At 67.0% G+C, this 16,857-nt stretch carries 15 protein-coding genes; 4 read left to right on the forward strand and 11 right to left on the reverse strand.

The genetic code is table 11. The features are described from left to right. Position 1 precedes the first annotated feature (1 nt). The 8 genes from EJP67_RS13635 to EJP67_RS13675 all read right to left on the reverse strand — a co-directional run bounded on the left by EJP67_RS13635 (position 2) and on the right by EJP67_RS13675 (position 8,889). Positions 2-1,039 carry a dipeptide ABC transporter ATP-binding protein gene (locus EJP67_RS13635; protein WP_126022254.1) on the reverse strand — a complete coding sequence of 346 codons (1,038 nt, stop codon included), beginning with the start codon at positions 1,037-1,039 and terminating at the stop codon, positions 2-4. Further along, complete coding sequence (locus tag EJP67_RS13640; protein WP_126022255.1) at positions 1,036-2,061, reverse strand: ABC transporter ATP-binding protein; 1,026 nt, start codon at positions 2,059-2,061, stop codon at positions 1,036-1,038. Before EJP67_RS13640 ends, EJP67_RS13635 begins: the two co-directional genes overlap by 4 nt. A 131-nt stretch (positions 2,062-2,192) precedes the next feature. Beyond that, the gene (locus EJP67_RS13650) at positions 2,193-3,107 is read right to left on the reverse strand and encodes an ABC transporter permease subunit (RefSeq protein ID WP_126022256.1); all 915 of its coding nucleotides are present in this window, start codon (positions 3,105-3,107) and stop codon (positions 2,193-2,195) included. An 8-nt stretch (positions 3,108-3,115) separates the two neighbouring features. Next, a complete protein-coding gene (locus EJP67_RS13655; RefSeq protein WP_126022257.1) occupies positions 3,116-4,120 on the reverse strand; it encodes an ABC transporter permease subunit in 1,005 nt (334 codons plus the stop codon). Positions 4,121-4,195: 75 nt separating this feature from the next. Continuing rightward, positions 4,196-5,875 (reverse strand): long-chain-fatty-acid--CoA ligase, encoded by a 1,680-nt coding sequence (locus tag EJP67_RS13660; protein WP_126022258.1) that lies wholly within the window; start codon positions 5,873-5,875, stop codon positions 4,196-4,198. Positions 5,876-5,975: 100 nt separating this feature from the next. Beyond that, entirely contained in the window at positions 5,976-7,400 is a 1,425-nt protein-coding gene (locus EJP67_RS13665; RefSeq protein WP_126022259.1) for an NAD(P)(+) transhydrogenase (Re/Si-specific) subunit beta, read from the reverse strand. Next, complete coding sequence (locus EJP67_RS13670) at positions 7,397-7,726, reverse strand: NAD(P) transhydrogenase subunit alpha part 2 (RefSeq protein ID WP_126022260.1); 330 nt, start codon at positions 7,724-7,726, stop codon at positions 7,397-7,399. Before EJP67_RS13670 ends, EJP67_RS13665 begins: the two co-directional genes overlap by 4 nt. Positions 7,727-7,758: 32 nt before the next feature. Continuing rightward, complete coding sequence (locus EJP67_RS13675; RefSeq protein WP_126022261.1) at positions 7,759-8,889, reverse strand: Re/Si-specific NAD(P)(+) transhydrogenase subunit alpha; 1,131 nt, start codon at positions 8,887-8,889, stop codon at positions 7,759-7,761. Positions 8,890-9,332: 443 nt separating this feature from the next. Between EJP67_RS13675 and EJP67_RS13680 the strand changes: the two genes are divergently transcribed. The 3 genes from EJP67_RS13680 to EJP67_RS13690 all read left to right on the forward strand — a co-directional run bounded on the left by EJP67_RS13680 (position 9,333) and on the right by EJP67_RS13690 (position 11,062). Next, on the forward strand, positions 9,333-10,049 hold the full coding sequence (locus EJP67_RS13680) for a response regulator transcription factor (RefSeq protein WP_126022262.1): 717 nt from the start codon (positions 9,333-9,335) through the stop codon (positions 10,047-10,049). Positions 10,050-10,127: 78 nt separating this feature from the next. After that, positions 10,128-10,562, forward strand: a complete 435-nt coding sequence (locus EJP67_RS13685) for a DUF4019 domain-containing protein (protein WP_126022263.1) — start codon at positions 10,128-10,130, stop codon at positions 10,560-10,562. Between the two features lie 11 nt (positions 10,563-10,573). Further along, on the forward strand, positions 10,574-11,062 hold the full coding sequence (locus tag EJP67_RS13690; RefSeq protein WP_126022264.1) for an NUDIX hydrolase: 489 nt from the start codon (positions 10,574-10,576) through the stop codon (positions 11,060-11,062). A 14-nt stretch (positions 11,063-11,076) separates the two neighbouring features. Here the strand turns inward: EJP67_RS13690 and mnmA are convergent, their stop codons facing one another. Beyond that, the gene (gene mnmA / locus EJP67_RS13695; RefSeq protein ID WP_126022265.1) at positions 11,077-12,189 is read right to left on the reverse strand and encodes a tRNA 2-thiouridine(34) synthase MnmA; all 1,113 of its coding nucleotides are present in this window, start codon (positions 12,187-12,189) and stop codon (positions 11,077-11,079) included. A gap of 188 nt (positions 12,190-12,377) precedes the next feature. Between mnmA and EJP67_RS13700 the strand changes: the two genes are divergently transcribed. Next, positions 12,378-14,108, forward strand: a complete 1,731-nt coding sequence (locus EJP67_RS13700) for a long-chain-fatty-acid--CoA ligase (protein WP_126022266.1) — start codon at positions 12,378-12,380, stop codon at positions 14,106-14,108. Positions 14,109-14,120: 12 nt separating this feature from the next. Here EJP67_RS13700 and EJP67_RS13705 read toward each other — a convergent pair whose 3' ends face one another. Both EJP67_RS13705 and EJP67_RS13710 read right to left on the reverse strand, forming a co-directional pair. Further along, positions 14,121-15,113, reverse strand: coding sequence for an LLM class flavin-dependent oxidoreductase (locus tag EJP67_RS13705; RefSeq protein ID WP_126022267.1), 993 nt, complete (start codon positions 15,111-15,113; stop codon positions 14,121-14,123). 45 nt (positions 15,114-15,158) lie between these two features. Beyond that, positions 15,159-16,844 carry an FxLYD domain-containing protein gene (locus EJP67_RS13710; RefSeq protein WP_126022268.1) on the reverse strand — a complete coding sequence of 562 codons (1,686 nt, stop codon included), beginning with the start codon at positions 16,842-16,844 and terminating at the stop codon, positions 15,159-15,161. Between the last annotated feature and the right edge of the window lie 13 nt (positions 16,845-16,857).

Genomic DNA, 16,857 nt, shown 5'->3' on the forward strand with positions numbered 1-16,857 from the left:
GCTAGGGATTCGTCGCCATCGCGATGGAGGCGGCGGAGGGAACATCGGCGCGCACGAGCGGCGCGCCTTCCAGGAACTTCTCGGAGAAGTGACAGGCCACCTGCCGCTCGTCGAGCATGCGCAGCAGCGGCCGCTCTTCGCGGCAGCGCTGCTCCACATGCGGGCAGCGCGTGCTGAACACGCAGCCAGAAGGCGGATTCAGCGGCGACGGCAGCTCGCCCTTGAGCACGATGCGCTGGCTGCTGAGCCCCGGCGTGGAAGCCAGCAGCGCCTGCGTGTACGGATGCAGCGGCCGCGAGAAGATGCGCGACTTCGGCCCCTGCTCCACCGCATGGCCGAGGTACATCACCAGCACTTCGTGCGCGATGTGCCGCACCACGCCGAGGTCGTGCGAGATGAAGAGATACGCCAGGCCCAGCTCGGCCTGCAGGTCGGCCAGAAGGTTCAGCACCTGCGCCTGGATCGACACGTCGAGCGCCGACACCGGCTCGTCGGCCACCAGCAGGCGCGGGCTCAGCATCAGCGCACGCGCGATCGCAATGCGCTGGCGCTGGCCGCCCGAGAACATGTGCGGATAGCGGTTGGCGTACTCGGGCCGCAGGCCCACGCGCGCGAGCATGTCGCGCGCTTTTGCAGCGCGCTCCTGCTTGCCGAGGGTGGTGTTGATGGCCAGCGGGTCTTCGAGCACCGTCGCGATCTTCTTGCGCGGATTGAGCGAGCCGTAGGGGTTCTGGAACACCAGCTGCACGGCCTGGCGCAGCTCGCGCCTGCGCTCGGGCGGCGGGCTCACCGCGTCGGCGCCGACCAGCGTGAGCTGGCCCGCCGTCGGCTTCTCGATCAGCGCGACCATGCGCGCCAGCGTCGACTTGCCGCAGCCCGATTCGCCGACCACGGCCAGCGTGCGGCCGCGCTCGATCCGGAAGGAGATGTCGCCCACGGCGCGCAAGTGCGAAGGCGCGCGGAACAGCCCGCGGCGGATGTCGTAGGTGCGCTGGAGGTTCTTGGCCTCGACCACCACTTCAGTCGATGCCTCGCTCATGCCTCGACCTCCACGACCCGCTGCTTCGGCGGATCGCTCGCGATGGCCTCTCCGCGCCCCGGATCGCCGAGCGGAAAGTGGCAGCGCACCTCGGCGCCGTGCGACTCGCGCAGCGCCGGCCGCACCTGGCAGGCGCGCTCGGTGACGTAGCCGCAGCGCGGCGCGAACAGGCAGCCGGCGGGCCGGTCGTGCACGCCGGGCACCACGCCGCTGATGGTGGCGAGGCGCCCCTCGGGCGCGGCGCGTTCGGGCAGTGCCGCGAGCAGCGCCTCGGTGTAGGGGTGCTGCGGCTGTGCGAAGAGGCGGTCGACGCGCTGGTGCTCCATCACCTGGCCCGCGTACATCACGGCGATGCGCTGCGCCATCTCGCTGACCACGCCCATGTTGTGCGTGATGAGCACCAGCGCCATGCCGCGCTCCTTCTGCAGGTCGCGCAGCAGGTCGAGGATCTGCGCCTGGATGGTCACGTCGAGCGCGGTGGTCGGCTCGTCGGCGATCAGCAGGCGCGGATTGCAGGCGATGGCCATCGCGATCATCACGCGCTGGTTCATGCCGCCCGAGAGCTGGTGCGGAAAGCTCCCCAGGCGCGAGGACGCGGCCGGAATGCCCACCTGCTCCAGCAGCTCGGTCGCGCGCTTCTTCGCTTCGCGCTTGTCGAGCTTCAGGTGCAGCCGCAGCGTTTCCATCAGCTGGAAGCCGATGGTGAAGCAAGGGTTGAGGCTGGTGGTCGGCTCCTGGAAGATCATCGCGACTTCCTTGCCGACCAGCGCACGGCGCGCCTTGTCGGAAATGCCGAGCAGGTCCTTGCCCGCGAAGCGCATGTGCTCCGCACGCACCCGGCCTGGAAAGCCGACGAGGCCCATCAGCGCCATCATGGTGACGCTCTTGCCGGAGCCCGATTCGCCGACGATGCCGAGCACCTCGCCCTCTTCGAGGCTGAGGCTCACGCCGTCTACCGCATGCAGCACGCCGCCTTGAGTCGGAAACTCGACGTGCAGGTCCTCTATTTCAAGCAAAGGCATATCAGTGACTCCGGCCCGAACGGCCTGTTCCAGGAACACCGCGGAACCGGCTTTGCCGGGCCGCTGGTGTTGCCCCCTGCAAGGGGGTAGGAGGCCACACGAAGTGGGCAAGCCTGGGGGTGTGCTTCATGCTAGCGTTTCAGCTTGGGGTCGAGCGCATCGCGCAGCCCGTCGCCCAGGAGATTGAATGCGAGCACGGCCGCCAGGATCGCCATTCCCGGGAAGGTGACGACCCACCACGCACGCAGCACGAACTCGCGCGCGTCGGCCAGCATGGTTCCCCACTCGGGCGACGGCGGCTGCGCCCCGAGGCCCAGGAAGCCGAGCGCCGCCGCGTCGAGGATGGCAGTGGAAATGCCGAGCGAAGCCTGCACGATCAGCGGCGCGGCGCAGTTGGGCAGCACCTCGCGGAACATCAGCCGCAGCGTGCCGGCGCCGCTCACGCGCGCGGCGGTCACGTAGTCGCGCGAGACCTCGGCGATGACGGCGGCACGCGTGATGCGCACGTAGTGCGGCAGCACCACGATGGCCACCGCGAGCATCGCATTGACGAGCCCCGGCCCGAGGATCGCGACGATCACGATGGCCAGCAGCAGGCTGGGCAGCGTGAGCACGATGTCCATCAGCCGCATGATCGCGATCTCGAGCACGCCGCGGAAGAAGCCCGCGATGAGCCCGAGCACCACGCCCGCGACCACCGACAGCGCCACCACCGCGACGCCGATCGAAAGCGACAGCCGCGCGCCGTACATGAGCCGCGAAAGAATGTCGCGGCCGATGGCGTCGGTGCCCAGCAGGTAGCTCATGGAGCCGCCCTTCTGCCACGCCGGTGGCTGCAGGAAGACGGCGCTGTTGGTCTCGTTCGGTGCGTGCGGCGCGATCCACGGCGCGAACAGCGCGACCAGCAGCAGCACGACGATGGTGGCGAGCCCGATGACCGCGCCGCGGTTGGCCGAGAAGGCCGTCCAGAATTCGCGCCAGGGGCCGGGGGGTGCGGTGCTCTTGCCCGCACCGTCGGAAACGGTGATCTGCGTGGTTGTCGCCATGGGGAAGCTCAGCGCCTGATGCGTGGGTTGATGACGCCGTACGCCACGTCTACGAGAAGGTTGACCAGCATCACGATGCCGCCGAGCAGCAGCATGCCGCCCTGCAGCACCGGGTAGTCACGCCGGCCGATGGCCTCGATGAGCCACTTGCCGACGCCGGGCCAGGAGAAGATGGTCTCGGTGAGGATCGCGCCCGTGAACAGCACGCCCACCTGCAGCCCGATGACCGTCACCACCGGAATGAGCGCGTTGCGCAGCGCATGCAGCCCCACCACGCGAAAGCGCGAAAGCCCCTTGGCGCGCGCGGTGCGGATGTAGTCCTCGCCCAGTACCTCGAGCATGGCCGAGCGCGTCATGCGCGCGATGACCGCGAGCGGCACAGTGCCGAGCACCACGGCCGGCAGCACGAGGTGGTGCAGCGCCGACCAGAAGGCGTCGGTCTCGCCGGCGCGCAGCGCGTCGACGAGCAGGAAGCCGGTCTCGGGCTCGACGTAGTACTGCACCGCGATGCGGCCCGATACGGGCGTCCACCCGAGCTGCACCGAGAAGAACAGGATCAGCAGCAGCCCCCACCAGAAGATCGGCATCGAGTAGCCGGTGAGCGAGGTGGCCATCACGCCGTGGTCGAAGATGGAGTTGCGCCGCACCGCCGCGAGGATGCCCGCCGGCAGCCCGAGCAGCAGCGCGAAAAGAATGGCGCACACCGCGAGCTCGACCGTGGCCGGGAAGAGCGAGAGGAACTCGCTCATCACGGTGTCCTGTGTGATGAGCGACTTGCCGAGATCGCCGTGCAGCACGCGGGCGATGTAGATGCCGTACTGCACGATCACCGGCTTGTCGAAGCCGTAGGCGGTGCGCAGTTCGGCATGGCGCGCGGGGTCGATCCCGCGCTCGCCGGCCATGGTTTCAATGGGGTCGCCCGGCACGAGCCGGATGAGAAAGAAGGCGAGCAGTGTCATGCCGAAGAAGGTCGGCACCAACAGACTCAAACGGGTAAAGACAAACCTGAGCATCGACCCGCGAATATGCAAGATCGATGCCTCGGCCCCACCCGGGCCGAACCCTTACTCCAGCGCGTGCTCGCGCACTTACTTCTTGGTGTCGCGCAGCTCGCGGCGAAGGATCTTGCCGACCGGCGTCTTCGGCATGTCGGTACGAAACTCTACGATGCGCGGCTGCTTGTAACCCGTAAGGTTTGCTCTGCAGTATTCGCGCACCTGCGCCTCCGTGAGCGAAGGGTCTTTCTTGACGATCACGAGCTTCACGGCCTCGCCCGTCTTGTCGTCGGGCACGCCGACCGCGGCGCACTCGAGCACGCCCGGAATGAGTGCGACCACATCCTCGACCTCGTTCGGGTACACGTTGAAACCCGACACCAGGATCATGTCCTTCTTGCGGTCGACCACCTTGAAGTAGCCGCGCTCGTCGACCACGCCGATGTCGCCGCTCTTGAAGTAGCCGTCGGCCGTCATGACCTTCGCGGTCTCGTCGGGGCGCTGCCAATAGCCGGCCATCACCTGCGGGCCCTTGATGGCGATCTCGCCGCGCTCGCCGACGGGCACCTCGTTGCCGTCGTCGTCGAGCAGCCTGAGCCAGGTGCTCGGCAGCGGCAGGCCGATGGTGCCGGTGTAGGCCGTGCTGTTGGTCGGGTTGCAGGTGGCCGAGGGCGAGGTCTCGGAAAGGCCGTAGCCCTCGCAGATCGGGCAGCCCGTCTTCTCGAGCCAGAGCTTCGCCACCGCGGCCTGCACCGCCATGCCGCCGCCCACCGACACCTTCAGGTTCTTCCAGTTGACGGTGTTGAAGTCGGGGTGGTTCGCCAGCCCGTTGAAGAGCGTGTTGACGGCCGGGAAGCTGTGGATCGTGTGCTTCGACAGCTCCTTCAGCACGCCGGGAATGTCGCGCGGATTCGGGATCAGGATCAGCTTGCCGCCCGTGCGCATGCTCAGCATCATGCCGACCGTGAACGCGAAGATGTGATACAGCGGCAGCGCGCACACGCCCGTGGGCTGCTCGTTGGCCGGCACCTTGTTCATGACCGGCTCGTTCCACGCCTCGGACTGCAGCACGTTGGCGATCACGTTGCGGTGCAGGAGCACCGCGCCCTTCGACACGCCGGTGGTGCCGCCGGTGTACTGCAGCACCGCCACGTCGTCGGGTCCGATGGCCACGGGCTTGAGCGAAGCGCTCGCGCCCTTGTCGAGCGCGTCGTTGAAGCGCACCGCGCCCGGCAGGCTGAAGGTGGGCACCATCTTCTTGACGTTGCGCACCACGTAGTTGACGAGCGCGCCCTTGAGGAAGCCGAGGCGGTCGCCCATGGAAGCCAGCACGATGTGCTTGACCGGCGTGCTCGCGATGCATTGCTGCAGCGTGGTGCCGAAGTTCTCCATGATGACGATGGCCTTCGCGCCCGAATCCTTGAGCTGGTGCTCCAGCTCGCGCGGCGTGTACAGCGGATTGACGTTGACCAGGATGAGGCCGGCGCGCAGGATGCCCGCGACCGCAATGGGGTACTGCGGGCAGTTGGGCATCATCACCGCCACGCGGTCGCCCTTGGCGAGGCCCAGGCTCTGCAGGTAGCCCGCGAACGACTTGCTCTGCCTGTCGGTCTCGCCATAGCTGATGTCCTTGCCCATGAAGCTGTAGGCCGTGCGGTCGGCGTACTTCCTGAAGCTCTCCTCCATGAGCGCGACCAGCGAGGGGTACTGCGAAGCATCGATATCGGCGGGCACGCCCTGCGGATAGCTGCTGAGCCAGGGACGATCGGTCATTGGATTTGTCTCCTCCGGGAGTCGGACTGTTGAAAACGAAAACGGCGCACTTGATGGCGCCGCGAAGAACTCGTCCGCTGCGCGGACGGGGACCTTCGGCCTATTCGATGGCCTTGCCCATATCTTCCACTACTTTTTTAGCATCGCCAAAGACCATCATCGTCTTGTCCATGTAGAAGAGCTCGTTGTCCAGGCCGGCATAACCCGCGGCCATGGAGCGCTTGTTGACGATGACGGTCTTGGCCTTGTAGGCCTCCAGGATCGGCATGCCGTAGATCGGGCTGCCCTTGGTGTGCGCGGCCGGGTTCACCACGTCGTTGGCGCCCAGGATGATCGCCACGTCGGCCTGGCCGAACTCGCCGTTGATGTCCTCCATCTCGAACACCTGGTCGTAGGGCACCTCGGCCTCGGCCAGCAGCACGTTCATGTGGCCGGGCATGCGGCCTGCCACGGGGTGGATGGCGTACTTCACGGTGATGCCCTTCTCCACGAGCTTCTGCGCGAGCTCCTTCACCGCGTGCTGGGCGCGGGCCACGGCGAGGCCGTAGCCGGGCACGATCACCACCGTCTCGGCGTTGCCGAGCACGAAGGCCGCGTCGTCGGCGCTGCCGCTCTTCACCGGACGCTGCTCCTTCGCGCCGCCCGTGGCCGCGGCCGCGTCGCCGCCGAAGCCGCCCAGGATCACGTTGAAGAACGAGCGGTTCATGGCCTTGCACATGATGTAGCTCAGGATCGCGCCCGAGGAGCCCACCAGCGAACCGGCCACGATCAGCATCGCGTTGTTCAGGCTGAAGCCTATGCCCGCGGCCGCCCAGCCGGAGTAGCTGTTGAGCATCGACACCACCACCGGCATGTCGGCGCCGCCGATGGGGATGATGATGAGCACGCCCATCACGAAGGCCAGCGCCAGCATCGCGAAGAAGGCCGGCCAGCTTTCGGTGAAGACGAACACCAGCCCCAGGCCGATGGTCGCCAGGCCCAGCACGAGATTGAGCATGTGCTGGCCCGAGAACTGCACGGGCGCGCCCTGGAACAGGCGGAACTTGTACTTGCCCGAAAGCTTGCCGAAGGCGATGACCGAGCCGCTGAAGGTGATGGCACCGATGGCCGCTCCCAGGAAGAGCTCCAGCCGGTTGCCGCTCGGGATCGGGTCGCCCTTGAGCGCGATGCCGAAGGCATGCGGCTCGGCCACGGCGGCCACCGCGATGAACACCGCCGCCAGGCCGATCATGCTGTGCATGAAAGCGACCAGTTCGGGCATCTTGGTCATCTCGACCTTGTTGGCCATGTAGGCGCCCAGGCCGCCGCCGACGACCAGCGCGACCAGCACGTAGCCCAGGCCGGCGAGGTTGCCGCTGGCGAGCTTGTAGATCAGCGCCCCGGTGGTCAGCACGGCGATGGCCATGCCGGTCATGCCGAAGATGTTGCCGCGGATGGAGGTGGTGGGATGGCTCAGGCCCTTCAGGGCCTGGATGAAGCAGATGCTGGCGACGAGGTACAGCAGCGTGACGAGGTTCATGCTCACTTGGCAGCTCCCTCTTCAGCCTTCGGTGCGGCCTTCTTGTCCTTCTTCTTGAACATTTCCAGCATGCGCCTCGTGACGAGGAAGCCGCCGAAGACGTTCACCGCGGCCAGGGCCACGGCCAGCACGCCCATGGTCTTGCCCAGGGGCGTGTCGGTGAGCGCGGCCGCCAGCATGGCGCCCACGATCACGATGGCCGAGATGGCGTTGGTCACCGCCATCAGCGGCGTATGCAGCGCGGGCGTGACGGTCCACACGACGTGGTAGCCCACGTAGATGGCCAGCACGAAGATGATCAGGTTGATGACTGTGTGAGAGACGATGTCCATGTTCTTCTCCTCGACGGGCGTTGCTTGTTGCGTTACTTCTTCGTGACCTGGCCGTCGTGGGTCACGCGGCAGGCGGCGACGATGTCGTCCTCGAGGTCGATCTTCAGCGCGCCCTCCTTGGTGACGATGAGCTTGAGGAAGTCGAGCACGTTGCGCGCATACAGCGCCGAGGCGTCGGCCGCCACCAGCGCGGCTAGGTTCGTTTCCCCGACGATGGTCACGCCGTGCTTCACGACGGTCTTGTCGGCCTCCGACAGCGGGCAGTTGCCGCCCACCCCATCCGGGCCTTTACCGGCCGCGATGTCGACGATGACGGAGCCCGGCTTCATGGACTTGACCATGTCCTCGGTGATGAGGGTCGGCGCGGCGCGCCCCGGAATGAGCGCGGTGCTGATGACCACGTCGGCCAGCGCCACGCGCTTGGCGACCTCGGCCTGCTGTCGGCTGAGCCAGCTCGCGGGCATCGGCCGCGCGTAGCCGCCGACGCCTTCGGCCGCGTCTTTCTCTTCCTGGGTCTCGTAGGGCACGTCGATGAACTTGCCGCCCAGCGACTCGATCTGCTCCTTGACGCTGGGGCGCACGTCGGACGCCTCGATGACGGCGCCCAGGCGCTTGGCGGTGGCGATGGCCTGCAGGCCCGCCACGCCCACGCCGAGGATGACGACGCGCGCGGCCTTCACCGTGCCGGCTGCCGTCATGAGCATGGGGAAGAAGCGCTGGTACTTGTCGGCCGCGATCATCACGGCCTTGTAGCCGGCGATGTTGGCCTGCGAGGAGAGCACGTCCATGCTCTGGGCACGGGTGGTGCGGGGGGCGGCCTCGAGCGCGAAGCCGGTGACGCCGGCGGCGGCCAGGCGCTGCAGGCCGGCCGCGTCGAAGGGGTTGAGCATGCCGATCACGACGGCGCCGGGCTTCAGCAGCGCGGTCTCGGCCTCGGTGGGCGTGCGCACCTTCAGGACCATGTCGGCGGAGAAGGCGCCTGCCTGGTCGGTGATCTCCGCGCCTGCGGCCTGGTAGGCCGCATCGGTGGCGCTGGCGGCCACGCCCGCTCCCGACTGCACCCTTACGGTATGCCCGGAGGCCACCAGTTTCTTCACCGTCTCAGGTGTAACAGCCACGCGGGTTTCGCCTGCCAGTATCTCGGCGGGCACGCCTATCAGCATAGAGATCTCCTCAGAGCAAGGGGCACAGGGGGAATGTGCCGGCAGCTTACAGCAAGATTACAGCCGATCACTGTCGCCGGAGCGCTCTGTCGTTTTCATCCCAAAGCGTTGAGGAGCTTATGGATACTATAACTTCAGCTATTCAATTGATAGCGAATTCGGGTATTCGATAGAGACGGCCAGCAAGGAAATGAATGCCTTTGATCTACATTCCAGGCGGTCTGCTCCGGCGACGGCATTGACGGCAACCGAAAGAGGTTCGCCGACCGAAATCCCCATTTGTATCCAACTGCATTCAACTTCGTTAACAAGCCCTCAGAAATCGGCGAATTGCGTGCATTAGTTGCAATTCCAAAAACTTTACCTTAGTCGCAGATAGATACACTTCCCCTCATCAATCGCCAGTTCACGGAAGCTGACGAAGGGAGGAAAAAGGGGCTCGAATGCGAATCGCGGTACTCGACGACGGTGTTGATCAGATCAAGCAGATCAATCGAACCATGACTGCACTCGAACACGAGTGCCACCCGTATACGGAAGGCAGGGCGCTGCTGCAGGCCATGCGCCGCCAGACCTTCGACCTGCTGATACTCGGCTGGAATCTTCCCGACATGAAGGGCTCGGAGGTGGTGGCGACCATCCGCCGGGATCTCAACAGCCGCCTTCCCATTCTTTTCGTCTCCGACAAGCCCGGCGAGGCCGACATGGTCGAGGGCCTCAATGCCGGCGCCGACGACTTCATGGCCAAGCCCGCCCGCGCCGGCGAGCTCGAAGCCCGCGTCAATGCGCTGCTGCGCCGCTCCTACCCGGCCCAGCACGAAAACGAGCTGATCTTCGGCCCCTACCACTTCTATCCACCTTCGCGCGTGCTCAAGGTGCGTGGCGTACAGGTCGAACTGAAGAATCGGGAATACGAGCTCGCACTCTTCCTGTTCCAGAACCTCGGCCGCCTGCTTTCGCGCGAGCATCTGCACGAGGCCGTCTGGGGTCTGGGCATCGAGGCGTTGTCGCGCTCGCTCGACACCCACATCTCCCGCCTGCGGACCAAGCTCGACCTGCGCCCGGCCAACGGCTTCCTGCTGCTGGCCATCTACGGGCTGGGCTACCGGCTCGAAACCATCGAGGCCGACGCGCTGCCTGGAGTGGTCGGCGCGCGCTGAGCCCGGAATTCCGGGCGAGCTACAGTAGTCTCTCCAACGGCCTGCGCCCTGCGCGCGCCGCACCAAGGAACGAGACGAATGAATCCGATGATCCGGCTGCTGCTCGCCACCGCATTGCTCTGGAGCTGGCTGGGGCCCGCCACCGCGGAAGAGGTCGAAGCAAGCGACATGGTGCGCGGCGGCCTGATGGCGATCCAGATGATCGACCAGGGCCGCGCCGCCGAACTCTGGGACGGCGCCACGCCGGCGACCCGCAATCGCGTGACGCGCGCCGACTTCACCAGCCAGGTCAGCCGAAGCCGGGCGCCCATCGGCGTGCCCCAGATGCGCACCTGGGTCGCGGTCAACCGACAGGTCGTCGCCGACGCTGATGCCGGCATTGCTGGCCAGTACATCAGCATCGAATATGAAACCCGCTTCACGGGCAAACCTGACGGGACCGTCCGGGAACTCGTCAGTTTCCACCTGGACCAGGACCGCGTCTGGCGTTTCAGCGGCTATGTATTGAAATAAAAGGCCAAACGATGCCAACTCCACGCTGGAAGCCCAATGTCACCGTCGCCGCGGTGATCGAGCGCGACGGGCGCTTCCTGCTGGTCGAGGAGCAGACTCCCGACGGCCTGCGCCTCAACACGCCGGCAGGCCATCTCGACCCCGGCGAATCACCCGCCGAAGGCTGCGCCCGCGAGACCCTGGAAGAAACTGCCCATCATTTCATGCCAACTGCGCTCATCGGCATCTACATGGCACGTTCCCGTCCGCTCGCGGAGGGCGGCGAAGACATCACCTATATGCGCTTTGCTTTCATGGGCACGCTTGGCGGGTTCGAGGAAGGCCGCCCGCTCGACAAAGGCATCGTTCGCACCGTCTGGATGACGGCCGACGAGATCCGCGCGAGCGTCGCGCGGCACCGCAGCCCGCTGCTGCTGCAGTGCGTGGAAGACCATCTGGCCGGCAAGCGATACCCGCTCGACGTGGTCCACGTCGACGAATCGGTGCGATCAGTGCCCTGAGTTGAAAAGCTTCGTCAGACGATGACGCCGCCGCCAAGGCAGCGTTCACCGTCATAGAGCACGGCCGACTGCCCCGGCGTCACCGCCCACTGCGCGTCGCCGAAGCGCAGTCCGAAGGCGGCCGGATTCACGCCGCCCTCCACCGCCTCCATCTCGCAAGCCGCATCGGCCTGCCGATAGCGCGCCTTGGAACCGTAAGCACCCGGCACCGGCGCCTCGCCGGAAATCCAGCTCGCGTCGTCCGCCTTCAGCTCCGACGACAGCAGCCAGGGATGGTCGTGCCCCTGCACCACCCACAGCGTGTTCTTCTCGACGTCCTTGCGCGCCACGAACCATGGCGAATGGTCGCCCGAGCCGCGCTGCGCGCCCTTTTCCTTCACGCCGCCGATGCCCAGCCCCTGCCGCTGCCCCAGCGTGTAGAAGCTCAGCCCCTGGTGCTCGCCCAGCTTGCGGCCGCGGTCGTCCTTGATGGGACCCGGTTCCTTGGAGATGTAGCGGTTCAGGAATTCGCGGAACGGCCGCTCGCCGATGAAGCAGATGCCGGTCGAGTCCTTCTTCTTCGCGTTGGGCAGGCCGATTTCCTCGGCGATGCGGCGCACCTCGGTCTTGTGCAGCTCGCCGACCGGGAACATCGTCTTCGACAGCTGCGCCTGGTTCAGGCGGTGGAGGAAGTAGCTCTGGTCCTTCGCCGGATCGAGCCCCTTGAGCAGCTCGTGCCTGCCGGTGGCCTCGTTCAGCCGCACGCGGGCGTAGTGGCCGGTGGCGATCTTCTCGGCGCCCAGGCGCATGGCGTGGTCGAGGAAGGCCTTGAACTTGATCTCGGCGTTGCACAGCACGTCGGGGTTGGGCGTGCGGCCGGCCTTGTACTCGCGCAGGAACTCGGCGAACACGCGGTCCTTGTAGTCGGCCGCGAAGTTGACGTGCTCGATCTCGATGCCCAGCACGTCGGCCACGCTGGCGGCGTCCACGAAGTCGATGTTCGACGAGCAGTACTCGCTGTCGTCGTCGTCTTCCCAGTTCTTCATGAAGATGCCGACCACCTCGTGCCCCTGCTGCTTGAGCAGGTGCGCCGTCACCGCGGAGTCCACTCCGCCGCTCAGTCCCACAACGATCCGATGCTTTGCCATAAGCCCCCTATTGTCCCAGCCCCGCGCAAGGGGCTTCCGGCGTGTGGGAAATCGGGAAAACCCGTGTCGCCGGTTTGTCAGCCCGAAGGCCATCGACGGGAGGGCCGGCGCTAAAGTGATTCCGGACGAAGGCGGCAGCAAGACCCGCCACGCCATTCACGAGACAACCGCAAGCGGAGACAAGACGCATGGCCACACCTTCCACCGCCGCCAATGCCGGCGATACCCTCCCCTGGACACGCGCCTACCCCGAAGGCATGCGCTGGGACGCCGAACTGCCCGTGAAGCCGGTGCAGCAGATGCTCGACGAAGCCGTGGAGCGCTGGCCCGAGCGGTCTGCTGTCGAATTCATGGGCCAGGCCATCACTTATCGCGAGCTTGGCGCCGCCGTCGAACGCGCCGCCAAGGGCCTGCAGGACCTGGGCGTGAAGCCCGGCGTGCACGTCGGCCTCTACCTGCCGAACACGCCGCACTACCCGATCGCCTTCTTCGCGGTGCTCAAGGCCGGCGGCACAGTGGTCAATTACTCGCCGCTGGACGCCGAGCGCGTGCTTGCCCACAAGATCGAGGACAGCCGCACCGACATCCTCGTCACGCTCGACCTCGTCAACCTGTACCCGCAGATGGCGCGCCTGCTCGACAGCTCGCGCCTGAAGACGCTGGTGATCGGCAGCATCGGCGACTACGGCGCCATGGGCGACAAGGTGCAGGCCCAGCTGCAGGGGGCCGGCCAGATCGCCCCCGTGCCCGTGGACGACCGGCACGTGCCCTTCACCGACCTTCTGAAGAGCGAAGGCACGCACAAGACCTATCCACTGGGCGACCTCGCCGAAGAGATCGTGGTGCTGCAATACACCGGTGGCACCACCGGCCTGCCCAAGGGCGCGATGCTCACGCACGCCAACCTCACTTCCGCCTCGGCGCAGTACTACGAGTCGACCCGGGGCGAGCCGCCGATCCTGGAGGAAGGCACCGAGCGCTTCCTGGTGGTGCTGCCGCTCTTCCACATCTTCGCGCTCAGCGCCGCGATGCTGCTCGGCGTGCGCCTCGGCGCGGCGCTGGTGCTGCACACGCGCTTCGACGTCGACGCGGTGATGAACGAGCTCGCCGCCAGCCGCATCAGCGTGTTCCCCGGCGTGCCGACGATGTACACCGCCATCCTCTCGCACCCCAAGGCGAAGGAAATGGACCTGCGCTCGCTCAAGTTCTGCGGCTCGGGCGGCGCGCCGCTGCCGGTGGAAGTGGAGCAGCGCTTCTTCGAACTCACAGGCTGCCATCTCAACGAAGGCTGGGGCATGACCGAGACCTCGCCCGTAGGCACCTTCACGCCCGCGCGCGGCCTGCGCAAGGCGGGCTCGTGCGGCATGCCGCTGCCGCGGGTGCGCATCAAGCTGGTGAGCCTGGACGATCCGGCGAAGGACATCACCGCCTTCGGCGAAGCGGGCGAGCTCTGCATCAAGGGCCCGAACGTGATGAAGGGCTACTGGAACAACCCCAAGGCCACGGCCGATTCGATGACGGCCGACGGCTACTTCCGCAGCGGCGACGTCGCGAAGATGGATTCCGACGGCTACCTCTACATCGTCGACCGCACCAAGGACATGCTGCTGTGCGGCGGCTACAACGTCTATCCGCGCGTGCTGGAGGAGGCGGTGTACGAGCATCCCTCGGTGGCCGAGGTCTGCGTGATCGGCATCCCCGACGAGTACCGCGGCCAGTCGCCCAAGGCCTTCGTGAAGCTCAAGGAAGGCGCGCCCGAGCTGACGCTCGACGCACTGAAAGCCTTCCTGAAGGACCGCCTCGGCAAGCACGAGATGATCGGCGCGCTGGAGATCCGTGCCGAGCTGCCCAAGACGCCGGTGGGCAAGCTCTCGAAGAAGGACCTCGTCGACGAGGAAGCCCGCAAGCGGGCGGTGTGAGCCAGGCTAGGACTACTTCTTCTGCTGGCCGAAAGCCTCGGCGAGCAGTTCGTAGGAGCGCAGCCGGGCGACGTGGTCGAACACCTGAGAGGTGATCATGAGCTCGTCCGCGCCGGTGCGCGCGACGAAGGCTTCCACGCCCTTCTTCACCGTCTCGACCGAACCCACTGCCGAGCACGACAGCACCGAGTCGAGCAGCGCGTTCTCCGCCGGCCCGACCTTCTGGCGGTAGCCCTCCACCGGCGGCGGCAGGCGCCCCGGGCGGCCGCTGCGCAGGTTCACGAAGGCCTGCTGCCACGAGGTGGCGCGGAACTCGGCCTCTTCGTCGGTGTCGGCCGCGAACACGTTGAAGCCCAGCATCACGTACGGCTTCTGCAGCTGCGCCGAGGGCCTGAAGGTCTCGCGATAGATCTGGATGGCCTGCATGATCTGCTGCGGCGCGAAGTGCGAGGCAAACGCGTAGGGCAGCCCCAGATGGGCTGCGAGCTGCGCGCCGAAGGTGCTGGAGCCCAGGATCCACACCGGCACCTCCAGCCCCGCGCCGGGCACGGCGCGCACCGGCTGCTGCGGATTCTTCGACATGAAGTCCATCAGCTCGATCACGTCCTGCGGGAACTGGTCGGCGTCCGACTCCAGGTTGCGCCGCAGGGCCCGCGCGGTGCGCTGGTCGGAACCGGGCGCGCGCCCCAGGCCGAGGTCGACACGCCCCGGGTAGAGCGACTCCAGCGTGCCGAACTGCTCGGCGATCACCAGCGGCGAATGGTTCGGCAGCATCACGCCGCCGGCGCCGATGCGGATGGTGGAAGTGCCCGCCCCCACATAGGCCAGCAGCACGGCGGTGGCCGCGCTCGCGATGCCCGGCATGCCGTGGTGCTCGGCCAGCCAGTAGCGCGTGTAGCCCAGTTTCTCGCCATGCTGCGCCAGCGAGAGCGAGTTGCGGAACGACTGCGCGGCGTCGCTGCCCTCGGTGATCGGGGAAAGGTCGAGGATGGAGAACGGAATCATGGGCGCGATCATGGCGCGAACCGCCCAATTCCGTCGCCCCAGGGGCTATTCGGTTTGGTATAGCGTGGTCACGCTCGCGAAGTCGCGGCCGTTCTGCTCCACGCTCGCCTGGAAGGGCACGCTCTCGCCCGGCGCGATGGCCGGCAGGTTGTCCACCAGCTTGAAGCCCGTGAGCTGCCCGTTGCGGTCGCGCAGGCTCACCCACAGCCGCACCTTGCCGACGATGCCCGTGCCAGGGTTCTTCACGCTGCCGCTGACCACCACGTACTTGTACGAAAAGCGCTGGCTGAAGTTGAGCAGCACGCTGCCGATTTCGGCCTTGGTGCCCGTCACCTTCACCTCCAGCGGCTTGCGCGGGCCGGGCAGCGCCGCGCGGCGCATCGGCTTCCATTCGATGCGTGTGTCGGTGATGCGCTCCATGTCCTGCGGCTCCAGGTAGATGGGAAAGCGCTCGCCGGGATACAGGTAGGCCAGCCCCGAGATCGTGGTCGTGCCGTGCGCCTTGCTGCCGCTGAAGCGCGAGATCACGCCGCCCGGCGCGAGCACCACGGCATCGGTGCTGCGGTTGACCAGTTCGCCCAGGAAGAGCCGCTGCTGGATGTTGTTGCGCCCGTCCACCAGCGGCAGCAACTCGAGCAGCTTGTCGTCGAAGCGCTCGCTGTCCTCGGCCAGCAGGTCGTCGGTGCCCAGGCGCAACTCGGGGTTGAAGCTTTCCGGGCCGCCCGCGGTGCGGATCACACGATCGGCGTTGAGCACCGGCGTGCGCCCGCCCGAGGCCTCGACGGTGCTGTAGCCGATGCGGTAGTCCCACGCCGCGATGGCCGCCGCGCGGCCGAAGCGCGCGATGCTCACGTCCACCGAGGTGCGTGCGCCGGGCTGGATCTCGTTGGCCTGCCCATAGCCGTGGCCGAAGCCGATCACCTGCCCCGCGTCGTCGTACAGCGTGGCCAGCACCTCGAAGCCGCCGAGCACGGTGGCGTCCTTGCGGTCGTTGACGATGCGGCCCACCAGCCGGACGCGGTCGCCCTGCTGCACCAGCCGCACGCGCGAGAACGCCATGCGCGGCCCCTTCACCGCGCTGTAGGGCTCGGCCAGCTTCTGCACGCGCAGCTCCTGGCGCGTCACGTTCTTGCCGCTGGGCATGTCGATCAGCGCGGGGGCGCTCTCGCCGGGTTCCAGCACGGCCACGGGCAGCATCTCGCTGCGCTCGTCGAGCTTGCTCTCGCCGTCGAAGTACGCGGCGCGGATGCCCGCGCGCGACAGCGGCTTGCCGGTTTCGTTGCGCGCCACCACCAGCAGCTTGGGGCTGGCAGAGCTGCCGCTGCCCACGAGCACCTGGCGCGGCTCGTCGAGCTTGAGTCCGTCGACGGGAATGGTGCGGTCGACCGCAGCCACCACACGCTGCGAGCCCGATGCAGCGCGCGTGTCGGCATTGCGGCTGCCGAGGAACACGCCCACCAGGCTGAAGAGCAGCACCGCGCCCACCGCAATGCCCACACCGATGCCGACCTTGCGCATCATGAGCGCCTGCCTGCGCGCCTCCTCGGCCGCGAGCCGGCGGCCGGCCTCGTTCTTCACCTGGTTGAGCACGCGCTCCAGCCGGTCGGAGACGTTGTCTTCCACCAGCGTGACGGAGCCGCAGTGCTCGCAGGTGTATTCGTTGAGGCCCGTGCGCTTGAGCACGCTGCTGCCGCACTCGCCGCACTTGAGCGTCTGGAGATCGATGGTCATGTCTGAAATGCTG

This window comes from Variovorax guangxiensis (assembly GCF_003952165.1).
Taxonomy (GTDB): Bacteria; Pseudomonadota; Gammaproteobacteria; order Burkholderiales; family Burkholderiaceae_C; genus Variovorax; species Variovorax guangxiensis.